General features: G+C 70.6%; 8 protein-coding genes and 2 pseudogenes. 8 read left to right on the plus strand and 2 right to left on the minus strand.

Annotated features, from left to right (window positions below; translation table 11 throughout):
* Positions 1–32 precede the first annotated feature (32 nt).
* Both GA0115254_RS05070 and hmgA read right to left on the minus strand, forming a co-directional pair.
* Entirely contained in the window at positions 33–800 is a 768-nt protein-coding gene (locus GA0115254_RS05070; protein ID WP_093894167.1) for a GntR family transcriptional regulator, read from the minus strand.
* 82 nt (positions 801–882) lie between these two features.
* A complete protein-coding gene (gene hmgA / locus GA0115254_RS05075; RefSeq protein ID WP_093894073.1) occupies positions 883–2,211 on the minus strand; it encodes a homogentisate 1,2-dioxygenase in 1,329 nt (442 codons plus the stop codon).
* 122 nt (positions 2,212–2,333) lie between these two features.
* On the opposite strand from hmgA, the gene GA0115254_RS05080 reads away from it, so the two are divergent.
* From GA0115254_RS05080 to GA0115254_RS05115, 8 genes and pseudogenes are all read left to right on the plus strand, one after another.
* Positions 2,334–4,469: a right-handed parallel beta-helix repeat-containing protein gene (locus tag GA0115254_RS05080; RefSeq protein ID WP_093894074.1), complete on the plus strand. Its 2,136-nt coding sequence runs from the start codon at positions 2,334–2,336 to the stop codon at positions 4,467–4,469.
* Positions 4,466–5,314, plus strand: a complete 849-nt coding sequence (locus GA0115254_RS05085) for a cupredoxin domain-containing protein (protein ID WP_093894075.1) — start codon at positions 4,466–4,468, stop codon at positions 5,312–5,314. Before GA0115254_RS05080 ends, GA0115254_RS05085 begins: the two co-directional genes overlap by 4 nt.
* The gene (locus GA0115254_RS05090) at positions 5,311–6,594 is read left to right on the plus strand and encodes a hypothetical protein (protein ID WP_093894076.1); all 1,284 of its coding nucleotides are present in this window, start codon (positions 5,311–5,313) and stop codon (positions 6,592–6,594) included. The genes GA0115254_RS05085 and GA0115254_RS05090 overlap by 4 nt, the downstream gene beginning before the upstream one ends.
* Positions 6,595–6,643: 49 nt before the next feature.
* Positions 6,644–7,264: a TetR/AcrR family transcriptional regulator gene (locus GA0115254_RS05095; RefSeq protein ID WP_093894077.1), complete on the plus strand. Its 621-nt coding sequence runs from the start codon at positions 6,644–6,646 to the stop codon at positions 7,262–7,264.
* 20 nt (positions 7,265–7,284) lie between these two features.
* Positions 7,285–7,488 (plus strand): annotated as a pseudogene (locus tag GA0115254_RS45610) (hypothetical protein); the annotation flags it as partial.
* A 133-nt stretch (positions 7,489–7,621) separates the two neighbouring features.
* Complete coding sequence (locus tag GA0115254_RS05105; protein ID WP_093894078.1) at positions 7,622–9,049, plus strand: CitMHS family transporter; 1,428 nt, start codon at positions 7,622–7,624, stop codon at positions 9,047–9,049.
* 83 nt (positions 9,050–9,132) lie between these two features.
* Positions 9,133–10,343: pseudogene (locus GA0115254_RS05110) on the plus strand (MFS transporter).
* A gap of 250 nt (positions 10,344–10,593) precedes the next feature.
* Positions 10,594–12,480, plus strand: coding sequence for an ABC transporter ATP-binding protein (locus GA0115254_RS05115; RefSeq protein WP_093894079.1), 1,887 nt, complete (start codon positions 10,594–10,596; stop codon positions 12,478–12,480).
* Positions 12,481–12,486 lie beyond the last annotated feature (6 nt).

Consider the following 12,486-nt stretch of genomic DNA (forward strand, 5'->3'; position numbering starts at 1 on the left):
CCGGCATCGTAACGGCGCCGGAGGGCGGGCCGTCAGTGCGCCTCCACCGTCACCGAGAAGGAGAACCGGTCGCCCCGGTAGCGGATCTGCGCCACATCCACCACCCGGCCGCTCTCGTCGTACGTCACGCCCGTGTAGAACAGGACCGGGCTCAGCAGCGGCACCTGGAGGAGTCCGGCGGTGGCCGGGTCGGCGAGACGCGCCTCGACCGTGTCGGTGATGCGCGCGATCCGGACACCGACCCGGTCGCGCAGCACCTTGGTCATCGGCCAGCGTTCGAGATCGGCCACATCGAGCCGGGCCGCGACGTCGGGATGCACCGCGTTCTCCGCCCAGTTGGTGGGCTCGTCGCTCTCCCCGTCACGGCGCAGCCGACGGTAGCTGACGACCTCCGCACAGTCGGGGAAGTACTCGGTGAGGTCTCCCGGCACGGCGACCGGACCATGGCCGAGGACCACGGTCCGCTCGCCCGACTGCTGGGCCACGATCGCATCGATCGAGCCCAGCAGCCGTACCGGTGACACCCGGCGGGCGCGCGGCTCGATGAAGGTGCCGCGCCGCCGGTGCCTGCTGATCAGCCCTTCCGCCTCCAGTTCCTTGAGCGCCTGGCGCATGGTCAGGACGCTGACGCCGTAGTGCGCGGCGAGCTGTTCCTCGGTCGGCAGCCGCGCCGATGCGTCCTTGGTGCGGCCCAGTATCGAGGCGCGCAACGACTGCGAGACCTGGTACCACAGCGGCAGTTTGCGGTTCAGGACCAGTGAATCGGGGGCGAAGGCATGCCCCTGGGGCATCTTGGGCATCTGAGGCACCTGGGTCACCTGGTTTCTCCGTACTGCGACACAGCGGACGCGACGACGCGGGGCCGAGAAGTGGCGTCGTTGCCTACGGCCTGAAGTTGCGGCTCAGACCCTGCCACACGTCGTCGTAGCCACGCTGCAGATGGTCGGCCGTCGCCGCCTGCCCGGTCGCCGTCACCGGCCAGCGGGTCTCGAACATGAAGGCGAGACCGTCGTCGATCTTCTGCGGCTTCAGCTCCGCCTCGCTCGCCCGGTCGAAGGTCTCCCGGTCCGGGCCGTGCGCCGACATCATGTTGTGCAGCGAGCCGCCGCCCGGGACGAAGCCGCCCTTGCCGGCCGTCTTCGCGTCGTACGCGCCCTCGATCAGGCCCATGTACTCGCTCATCACATTGCGGTGGAAGTACGGCGGCCGGAAGGTGTCCTCGCCGACCAGCCAGCGCGGCGCGAAGACGACGAAGTCGACGCCGGCCAGACCGGGGGTGTCGGACGGAGAGGTCAGCACCGTGAAGATCGACGGGTCGGGGTGGTCGTAGCTGATCGAGCCGATGACATTGAAACGGTGCAGGTCGTAGACGTACGGAGTGTGGTTGCCGTGCCAGGCGACCACATCGAGCGGCGAGTGGTCATAGGTCGCGGACCAGAGGTTCCCGCAGAACTTGTTGATCACCTCCACCGGGCGGTCGTCGTCCTCGTATGCGGCGACGGGGGCGAGGAAGTCCCGGGCGTTCGCCAGGCCGTTGGCGCCGATCGGGCCGAGGTCGGGAAGGGCGAACGGCTGGCCGTAGTTCTCGCAGACATAGCCGCGGGCGGTGTCATCCAGCAGCTCCACGCGGAAACGGATGCCGCGCGGGATCAGTGCGATGTGCCCCGGTTCGGCGCGCAGCAGGCCCAGTTCGGTACGGAGCAGCAGGCCGCCCCGTTCCGGGACGATCAGCAGCTCGCCGTCCGAGTCGCTGAACACCCGTTCGGTCATGGACGAGTTGGCGTGGTAGAGGTGCACGGCCATACCGGTGCGCTGCGTCGCGTCGCCGTTGCCGCCGAGGGTCCACAGACCGGCCAGGAAGTCCGTCCCGGCCGCGGGCTCGGGGAGCGGATCCCAGCGCAGCCGGTTGGGGTCGGGCACGGACTCGGTGAACGGGGCGGTGCGCACCGCCCCGTTGCCGATACGGGCGAACGGGGGATGGGCGGCCGACGGGCGGATGCGGTAGAGCCAGGAACGGCGGTTGTGCCCCCGCGGTTCGGTGAAGGCCGAGCCGCTCAGCTGCTCCGCGTAGAGCCCGAGGGGCGCGCGCTGAGGCGAGTTGCGGCCGTGCGGCAGCGCTCCCGGCACTGCCTCCGAGCTGTGTTGATTGCCGAAACCGGCGGAATGCTCAAGCCCTTCCGCGGTCTTCCTCGCCTGCTCGATGCCGCTCATGTGCGCTCCCGGTGCCGAAGGAATCCTATGGACAACCGTAGGAATCGGATCGGGGTGAGTCAACGGCATTCATGGTGCACAGGGGGGTTCCAAAAGTTGAACAATGCTCTACTCTCCCGCACATGTCGTGGACACGAAGACTTCTGGTGGTCCTGGCGACGCTTGCCGTCGCCCTCCTCGCGGCTCCGGCCGCCCAGGCGCACGAGGAACGTCCGGTCACCCTGCCCGACGGAACCGGCAGCGTCCCCGTGTACCGCACCGGCGAACCGGATCTGTTGGTCTGCAAGAGCGACCGGGCGGACTTCGAGCGCCGCGTATCCGGCTTCCCCGAGGGGTTGCGGGCCCGGAACCTGCAGCTGTTCGACCGGTGCCTGAAGTCCGGCTACCGCCATCTGCAGCAGGCCGTCGACGCGGTCGGCAGGCCCGGCATGAACATCGCGATCCTGCCCGGTCTGTACGAGGAGGAGCCGTCACTGCCCAAACCGGCGGGGGAGTGCACTCGCCTGAAGGCGCCCAACTCCAAGCTGGGCTATCAGATCCTGTCCTACGCGCAGCAGACGCAGTGCCCGCACAACCAGAACCTGGTGGCGATCCTCGGCAAGAAGAACCTCCAGATCGAGGGGACGGGCGCCGAACGCACGGACGTCGTCATCGACGCCAAGTACCAGAAGCTCAACGCGATCCGCGCGGACGGCTCCGACGGCATCTACTTCAAGAACTTCACCGCCCAGCGCACCACGTTCAACTCCCTGTACGTCCTGGCGCAGGACGGATTCGTCATCGACTCCGTCCTCACCCGGTGGAACGACGAGTACGGCTTTCTGACCTTCGCGAGCGACCACGGGCTGTACAAGAACTGCGAGTCGTACGGGAACGGCGACTCCGGCATCTACCCCGGCAGCGCGTCCGACATCAACGACGGGTACGGCTATGAGGTCCCGCGCTACTCGATCGAGATCACCGGCTGCCGCAGCCACCACAACATGGTCGGCTACTCCGGCACCGCGGGCGACTCCGTCTACGTCCACGACAACGAGTTCGACCACAACATGGGCGGCGCCTCGATGGACAGCGCCTTCCCCGGCCACCCGGGACTGCCGCAGAACCACGCCCGCTTCGAACGCAATCTCATCCACGACAACAACGCCGACTACTACCCGTATGTCGCCGACGGGACCTGCGCCAAACCGCCCGTGGACCGCGGCTACGAGGACGGGGTCGTCTGCCCGCAGATCTCCATGCCACCGGGCTCCGGCATCATCACCGCGGGCGGCAACTGGAACCTGTACGAGAACAACTGGATCTACGGGCAGCAGCGCACCGCCTTCTTCCTGACCGCGGTCCCCGCCTTCATCCGCGGCGAGAGCGCACTGTCCAAGCAGGCCGACACCTCCCACCACAACCGGTACGCGGGCAACCACCTCGGCACGGACAAGGCGGGCAACTCCCGGCCCAACCGCACCGACGTGTTCTGGGACGGCCAGGGCGACGGCAACTGCTGGCAGTCGGACACCGGGCCGTCCTCCCCGCGCACCCTGCCCACCTGCGGCTCCGAGCGCGGTGCCGTGTCCGGACGCACCGACCGTCTCATCGGTGAACCGGTCAAACTCGCCCAACTGCTGGTCTGCGCCGACTACAACGTGCAGGCACGACGGCTGCCGGCCGGCTGCGACTGGTACGGAGCACGTGGCATCGAGCGCATCGAGGTACAGGTGACGCTGGCGATCGCGGTGGTGCTCGCGCTGGTCGGCGGGGTGCTGTGGTGGCGCAGGCTGCGCGGCAGCGGACTCGCCACCGCGGTCACGGTGCTCGGCGCGATCGGCCTCGGGCTGGATGTGGCCGGATCGACGACGGGGCCGGCCTCCACCTATGTGCCCGCGCTGGCGCTGCTGCTGACCGGGGTGTGGTGGACCGGGATCGGGCTGGTGCTGCGGGGCGAACGGCCGTGGCTGGGCTGGACCACGGTGGTCCTGGGCGCGCTCACGCTGCTCGACGCCGTCGACAAGGCCGTGTTCATGATCCCGTGGATTCCGCTCAGCCCGGCCTGGGTCCGTGGACTGCTCGGTGTGATCTGGGTGGTGTGGGCCGTCGTGGCCGCCGCCCGGCACAGCGAACGGGGAGTTCCGGGCGGGCGGGGAGCGTCGGAGGAGGGCTCTGCTCCGGACGCGGGCGTGCACGAGCCCGCCGCACCGGCTCCCGCCCCGGCCGCCGCTCCGGCCCCCGCTCCGGCCCCCGCCCCGGAAGGAGACGCATCGTGAAGGATTCCCGCAGGCGACCGAGGCCCGCCCGGCCCGGCGTCACAGCCGTCACCGTGCTCACCGCAGGCGCCCTCGTGTTCGGTGCCGGCGCCTGCGGCGGGCGGGCCACCACCCACCACAAACCCGGCACCAGTCATGAGCAGGCCGGCGGCAGCGTCGGCCGGCTCCTCGCCGCCGACGACGGCTCGGGCCACCGGCTGCGCCAGGTCGACGCCAAGGGTGCTCCCCGGGTGACGGTCGCCGTCCGGCGGGACTCCGAGGACGGCTGGAACGTCCGGCTCTCCGTACGGAACTTCCGGTTCACCCCGGACAGCGTGGGCGGCGCCGCCCTCCTCGGGCGCGGCCACGCCCGCCTCTTCCTCGACGGCCACCCCCTCGCCCGGGTCTACGGCTCCTGGTACCACCTGCCCGACTCCCTCGTCCGCAGCTCAGGCGGCGGCACCGGCCTCACCGCCCGCCTCTACGCCGACGACCACACCGCCTGGGCCGTGAACTCCACCCCGATCCAGGCCACCACCTCCCTCACCACTGCCTCCGCACAACCCACCACCCCCGTGCCGCACTCGCCAAGAACGCCCCGGCCCGACACGGCACTTGAGATCGTCGTCTCCCACGGCAAGGTCAGCCCCGCCCCCGGCCGCACCGAGATCAAGAAGGGCCGGATCATCGAACTCCGGGTCCGCAGCGACCACGCCGACACCCTCCACGTCCACGGCTACGACAAGGAGGCCCGGCTGCCCGCAGGAAGGACCGTCACCCTTACGTTCACCGCCGACCGCACCGGGCTCTTCGAAGTCGAGACACATGAGTCCGACCTGCTCCTGACCCAGCTCGTCGTACGGTGAGCGTCCTCGCCCATGGCATCGGCGCCCAGCACGACCTTCCGCTGTCCCCCTTCTATGCCTTCGCCGGGGCCTTCGCCGCGCTCTTCGTCTCCTTTCTCGCGCTCGGCCTGCTCTGGTCCGCCTCCCGATTCCGCGGCGACCGGGCGGGCCGCCCGGTCCCGGCCGCCGTCCAGCGCCTCGCCGACGCACGCCCCACCCGTATCGCCGTGCGCGTACTCGGGCTGGCCGCCGCCCTGTTCGTCACGCTCCACCTCCTTCTCGGTCCGGACGACCCGGACCGCAACCCGGCCCCCGGCGCCGTCTACGTGCTCCTCTGGGTCGGGCTCGTCCCCGCCTCACTCCTGCTCGGCCCCGTCTGGCGACTGCTGAACCCGCTCCGTACCGTCCACCTCCTCGGCTGCCGCGTGCTCGGCCGAGATCCCGCCGCAGGCCGCCCCCTTCCCGTACGCCTCGGTCTTCGGCCCGCCGCGGCCGGACTCCTGGCCTTCACCTGGCTCGAACTCGTCGCCCCCGACCCCGCATCGACCACTGCCCTCCTCCTCTTCCTCTCCCTCTACGCCGCCGTCCACCTCGCAGGCGCCGCCCGCCACGGCGCCGGATGGTTCGACCACGCGGACGCCTTCGAGGCCTACTCGGGACTGCTCGCGCGGCTCTCCCCGCTCGGCCGTCGCCCCGCCGACCGCCGCCTCGTACTCCGCTCCCCTTTCAACGGCCTCGATGCCACCCCGCAGACCCCCGGACTCGTCGCCACCGTCTGCGTCATGCTCGGCTCCACCGCCTACGACGGCTTCTCCGACGCCCCCTCCTGGATCAACACCGTCCAGACCTCACCCCTGGGCCGCACCACCGCGGCCACGCTCGGACTCCTGGGCGCCGTCGCCCTCGTCGCCACCCTCTATGCCCTCTGCGCCGGCGTCACCCGGCTGATCTCCGGTCAACTCCGCCACCCCCTCACCGTCTTCGCGCACTCACTCGTCCCGATCGCCCTCGGCTATCTCATCGCCCACTACTTCACGCTCTTCGTCACCGAAGGACCACGCACCGTCATGGTGGCATCCGGCACTGACAATCCCGTCCCGCCCGAGCCGCCCCTCGGTCCGGGCGGCGTCGCCACGCTCCAGGTCGCCGCGATCGTCCTCGGTCACGTACTCGGCGTCATCGCCGCCCATGACAGGTCCGTGCGCCTCTTCCCGCCCGGCCGCGCCGTCGCGGGGCAACTCCCGCTGCTGGTCCTGATGATCACGTACACCATCGGCGGGCTGTCCCTGCTCATCGCATGACGCCCGCACCGGCACCGATCTGCCACCCGCAGAGGAGACCCACGGCATCATGGATTGCGTGCCCCATGCGAACACGAACCTCCGCCGCGCCCCCGTGCAGCAGCGCAGCGCCGAACGCCTCGCCCGGATACTCGACGCCTGTGCCGAACTCCTCGACGAGACCGGATACGAACAGCTGTCCACCCGTGCCGTCGCCGTCCGCGCCGAGGTCCCCATCGGCTCCGTCTACCGGTTCTTCTCCAACAAGCGCGCACTGACCGATGCGCTCGCCCGGCGCAACCTGGACAGCTACGCCGAACGCATCACCGCCCGCCTCGCCGCCATCCCGGCCGCCGACTGGCGCAGCGCCATCGATGTCGTCCTGGACGAATATCTGGCCATGAAGCGCTCCGTGGCGGGCTTCGCCCTCGTCGACTTCGGCGCTCCGGCCCCCGACGACGACCCGGCCGGCGACGCCAACCACCGGGTCGCCGGGCGGCTCACCGAACTGCTCTCCGGGCACCTCGGCCGCGCCCCCGACGAGGAGCTGCTCCGGACGATCCTGGTCTGTGTCGAGGCCGCCGACGCACTCCTCCAACTCGCCTTCCGCACCGACCCGTCGGGCGACCGGGCCATCGTCGGCGAGACCCGCGTCCTGCTCCGGGCCTACCTCGCACAAGTCCTGGACTGACCGCGAGGGTCTCGTCCCGCGGCTGGGGGCACGACCGCCCCGGTACCCGGCTGTCCGTTGCCGCGGCCCACCCCGGCGTCAACGTCAACCAGCTTCTCGACGGCAGCCGGCTCGACCCGCTCTCCGGCACCGCCGTGCTCAACGGCATCCCGGTGGCGGTGACGCCCGCCGCGACACCCGGCGCCGTGACGCAGGGGGTGCCGCCGGTTGTGCCCATCACGTGATCCCCGCGTTGACCTGGTGTTTTGCTCGTATTGCTCGCATGTCAACATCTTGTTAACGCTGCGAGGCGCGCCCTAACGTCATCCGCACCGCCGACTCCGGTGGGAGTTCAAGGGTGAGCGATAGGTATCCCATATGCTGACAATCCTCGGCTTTGCCATGATTGCGACCTTCCTGGTCCTGATCATGATGAAGAAGATGTCGCCGATCGCGGCGCTGGTCCTGATCCCCGCACTGTTCTGCGTCGCCGTCGGGAAGGGCGCGAAGCTGGGCGACTACGTCATCGAGGGCGTCGGCAATCTGGCCCCGACCGCCGCGATGCTGATGTTCGCCATCGTCTACTTCGGTGTGATGATCGACGTCGGCCTCTTCGACCCGATCGTGCGGGGCATCCTGCGCTTCTGCAAGGCCGACCCGATGCGGATCGTGGTCGGTACGGCGGTGCTCGCGGCGATCGTCTCGCTCGACGGCGACGGCTCCACCACCTTCATGATCACCGTCTCGGCGATGTACCCGCTCTACAAGCGCCTCAAGATGAGCCTGGTCGTGATGACCGGTGTCGCCGCCACGGCGAACGGCGTCATGAACACCCTTCCCTGGGGCGGACCCACCGCCCGCGCCGCCACCGCGCTCAAGCTGGACGCGGGCGACATCTTCGTCCCGATGATCCCCGCACTCGGCGTCGGACTGGCCGCCGTCCTGCTCCTGGCCGTCGTTCTGGGCCGGCGCGAGCGCAAGCGACTCGGCACGCTCACCCTCGACGAGGCGCTGGCCGCCGAGACGGTCACGGAGTCGGAGACGGTTCTCGTCGGGACGGGCGGCGGCAGCGACCGTACCCGCAAGAGCTCCGGCGGAAGCGGAAGCGGCACGGGCGCGGACGGCGACGAAGCCGCAGACGCCGAAGCGCATGCGGACGAGGGCTTCAAGGGCCTGGACCCGGGCCGGGCCACCCTGCGCCCCAAGCTCTACTGGTTCAACGCGGGCCTCACCGTCGCGCTGCTCACCGCGATGATCATGGAACTGATGCCGATCCCGGTGCTCTTCCTCCTCGGCGCGGCCCTCGCCCTCACCGTCAACTTCCCCCACATGCCCGACCAGCGGGCTCGGATCGCCGCCCACGCCGACAACGTCCTCAATGTCTCCGGCATGGTCTTCGCAGCCGCCGTCTTCACCGGTGTCCTCTCCGGCACCGGCATGGTCGACCACATGGCCGACTGGCTCGTCGGCGCGATCCCCGACGGCATGGGCCCGCACATGGCGATCGTCACCGGCATCCTGAGCATCCCGCTGACGTACTTCATGTCCAACGACGGCTTCTACTTCGGCGTCGTTCCCGTGCTCGCCGAGGCCGGTGCCGCCCACGGTGTCTCCCCGCTGGAGATCGCCCGCGCCTCCCTGGTCGGACAGCCCCTGCACATGTCGTCCCCGCTGGTCCCGGCCGTCTATGTCCTCGTCGGCATGGCGAAGGTCGAGTTCGGCGACCACACCAGGTTCACCGTCAAGTGGGCCGCGCTCACCTCACTCGTGGTGCTCGGCGCCGGACTCCTCTTCGGAATCATCTGACCGTGCCCCGTACACAAGAGCCCGGCAGGAGCTGGCTGCTGCGCCTCGTCATCGCCTTCGCCTTCGCGCAGGGGGCGGTGTCGATGGCGCGGCCCGCCGTCTCCTACCGGGCTCTCTCGCTGGGCGGATGGGGTCTCTCCTGCTCGAACGCAGTTGAGAGCTTGGGGAAGAGCGCGCCATCGGTGTGATCACGGCGGTGTACGCGCTCCTGCCCCTCTTCGCCGCCGTCCCGCTCGGGCGCAGGACCGACCACGGCCGGTGCGCGCCCCTGCTGCCGATCGGCGTCGTCCTGATCGCAGGCGGCTGCGCCCTCAGCGGCAGGGCGGGCTCATTGACGGCGATGGCGGCCTGGAGCGGTGTGATGGGGCTCGGTCATCTCTGCTTCGTCATCGGCGCCCAGTCGATCGTCGCCCGGCAGTCCGCGCCGGCCGAACAGGACCGCAACTTCGGCCACTTCACCATCGGCGCCTCCCTCGGCCAGCTCATCGGTCCGATCGCCGCCGGGTATGTGATCTCCGAGCGGGACGGCGCCATGGCCCGTACGAGCGCACTCGCCCTGCTCGTCTCGGCGGCCGTCGCCGCCGTCTCCTTCGTCTCGCTCTGGCGCATCGAGCACCGCTCCACGCCCACGGCCCGCCGCGCGGATCCGGTCGCCAAGGTCCGCGTCGGCCGCATCCTGCGCGCCCGCGGGGTTCCGGCCGGGATCTTCATCAGCCTCGCCGTGCTCTCCGCCACCGATATCCTCACCGCGTATCTGCCCGTCGTCGGCGAACACCGGGGCATCGCCCCCGCCACCATCGGACTGCTGCTCAGCCTGCGCGCCGCCGCCACCATCGCCTGCCGCCTGGTGATGACCCCGATGCTTCGCGTCCTCGGCCGCACAGCGCTGCTCACCACGACCTGTCTGCTGGCCGGAATGCTCTGCGCGGGCATCGCCCTGCCCGTACCCGTAGCAGCGTCGGCCGTGATGCTCGCCGTGCTCGGCTTCTGTCTCGGGGTCGGTCAGCCGCTGTCGATGACCACCGTCGTCCAGGCCGCCCCGGCGGAGGCCCGCTCCACCGCACTCGCCCTCCGGCTGACCGGAAACCGCCTGGGCCAGGTCGCCGCCCCGGCGTCCGCCGGTCTCATTGCCGGAGTGGCGGGTACCGCGGCGCCGTTCGTCATGCTCGGTGCGCTTCTGTTCGCGGCGGCGGGGCTGGGGGTACGCGGCAGGCGTGCCGGAAACGCCGAAGCGACCGCGGCCGTGCCGGCGCCCCGGCCCCGACGGCGCCCCGCGGACCGTAACCGCACCTGACAATTCCGCCTCGCCCGCCCCGGTGCGACGCAACCGTCTCAAGGGGCGCGCTACCCGACACATCAGCGGACCCGTCGTCGCGCTCGACGAGCCCGGCCAGGACGGCGACCCGAACGCCGTGCACAGCCCGGACCGCCCCGGTCGCGACGTCCAGGGGCCGGTCCGGCGGATCAGGTCCCGGAGACCCCAGGAGCACCGGATGAATCCGGGCGGTTGACCTCAAGTCCACTGGAGGTCGTACGTTCCTTCCATGAGCATGGAAGCCACCGCGTGGACGCAGCTCCACAACGTCATGAATGCGCAAGCGGACCGACGTCCCTTCGACCGAGCCACCTTGCGGCGCATCGCCGCGTTCGCCCGCCCGCACCGGCGCAGGGTCGCCCTGTTCCTGGTACTGAGCGTGGCGACGGCGCTGCTCGCCGTCGCCACCCCCGTCCTCGCCGGCCGTGTCGTGAACGCGATCGTGACCGGCGAGGACGGGGGCACCGTCACTCGGCTGTCCCTGCTCATCGCCGTGATCGCCGTCGCGGAGGCGGCACTCGGCCTGGTCGGCCGCTGGCTCTCGGCGAACCTCGGCGAAGGGCTGATCCTCGACCTGCGCACCGCCGTCTTCGACCATGTGCAGCGCATGCCGATCGCGTTCTTCACCCGCACCCGCACCGGCGCGCTCGTCAGCCGCCTCAACAACGACGTCATCGGCGCCCAGCGCGCCTTCAGCAACACACTCTCCGGCGTCGTCAGCAATGTCGTGACCCTGCTCCTCACCCTGGGCGTCATGCTCTCCATCTCCTGGCAGATCACCGTGCTCGCACTGGTGCTGCTGCCGGTGTTCGTGCTGCCCGCGCGCCGCATGGGTACACGGATGGCGCGGCTCCAGCGGGAAGCCGCGGCCCACAACGCGGCGATGGGGACCCGGATGACCGAGCGCTTCTCCGCACCCGGCGCCACACTGATCAAGCTCTTCGGCCGGCCCGCCGACGAGTCCGCCGAATTCGCCGCCAGAGCGGGCAGGGTGCGCGACATCGGGGTGCGCACGGCCATGGCCCAGTCCGCGTTCATCACCGCCCTCACCCTCGTGTCCGCGCTGGCGCTCGCCCTGGTCTACGGGCTCGGCGGGTTCTACGCCCTGCGCGGGCAGCTGGACGCGGGCGCGGTCGTCTCCCTGGCCCTGCTGCTGACCCGGCTGTACGCGCCGCTCACCGCCCTTGCCGGGGCGCGCGTCGAGGTGATGAGCGCCCTCGTCAGCTTCGAGCGGGTCTTCGAGGTCCTCGACCTCAAGCCGCTCATCGAGGAGAAGCCGGACGCACGGACGGTCCCGGAAGGGCCGGTGTCCGTGGAGTTCGACGACGTACGCTTCGGCTACCCGTCCGCCGACAAGGTCTCCCTCGCCTCCCTCGAGGACGTCGCGGCCCTCGACACCCGCGGCGGCGGCGAAGTGCTGCGCGGGGTCTCCTTCCGCGCCGAACCCGGCCGGACCGTGGCACTCGTCGGCTCGTCCGGCGCGGGCAAGTCGACCATCGCGCAACTGCTGCCACGCCTGTACGACACGGACGAGGGTTCGGTACGCATCGGCGGCATCGACGTACGCGACCTGTCCGCCGACACCCTGCGTGACACCCTCGGCATGGTCACCCAGGACGGCCACCTCTTCCACGAGTCGGTCCGCGCCAACCTCCTGCTCGCCCGGCCGGAAGCCACCGAGGAGGACCTCTGGGACGCGCTGCGCCGCTCACGCCTGGACGGTCTGGTCGCCTCGCTGCCCGACGGGCTCGACACAGTGGTCGGCGAACGCGGCTACCGCCTCTCCGGCGGCGAACGCCAGCGGCTGACCATCGCCCGGCTGCTCCTGGCCCGCCAGCGCGTCGTCATCCTCGACGAGGCCACCGCCCACCTGGACAACACTTCCGAGGCGGCCGTCCAGGAGGCGCTCACCGAAGCGCTCGCCGGACGCACGGCAGTCGTGATCGCCCACCGGCTCTCCACCGTACGGGCGGCCGACCTCATCCTGGTCGTGGAGGACGGGCAGATCGTGGAGCGGGGCACCCACGAAGAACTCCTCGCGGCCGGCGGCCGGTACGAGGAGCTGTACCGCACCCAGTTCGAGAGCCCCGGTACGCAGGCCGCGGAGCTCGCCTGACAACGG

The organism is Streptomyces sp. Ncost-T10-10d, from assembly GCF_900091955.1.
GTDB lineage: Bacteria > Actinomycetota > Actinomycetes > Streptomycetales > Streptomycetaceae > Streptomyces.

What these genes read in the sequence shown, in the direction of transcription:
- GA0115254_RS05070 (WP_093894167.1), bottom strand. Translation starts at nt 800, where the DNA reads ATGCCCAAGATGCCCCAGGGGCATGCCTTCGCCCCCGATTCACTGGTC.
- hmgA (WP_093894073.1), bottom strand. Translation starts at nt 2,211, where the DNA reads ATGAGCGGCATCGAGCAGGCGAGGAAGACCGCGGAAGGGCTTGAGCAT.
- GA0115254_RS05080 (WP_093894074.1), top strand. Translation starts at nt 2,334, where the DNA reads ATGTCGTGGACACGAAGACTTCTGGTGGTCCTGGCGACGCTTGCCGTC.
- GA0115254_RS05095 (WP_093894077.1), top strand. Translation starts at nt 6,644, where the DNA reads ATGGATTGCGTGCCCCATGCGAACACGAACCTCCGCCGCGCCCCCGTG.
- GA0115254_RS05105 (WP_093894078.1), top strand. Translation starts at nt 7,622, where the DNA reads ATGCTGACAATCCTCGGCTTTGCCATGATTGCGACCTTCCTGGTCCTG.
- GA0115254_RS05115 (WP_093894079.1), top strand. Translation starts at nt 10,594, where the DNA reads ATGAGCATGGAAGCCACCGCGTGGACGCAGCTCCACAACGTCATGAAT.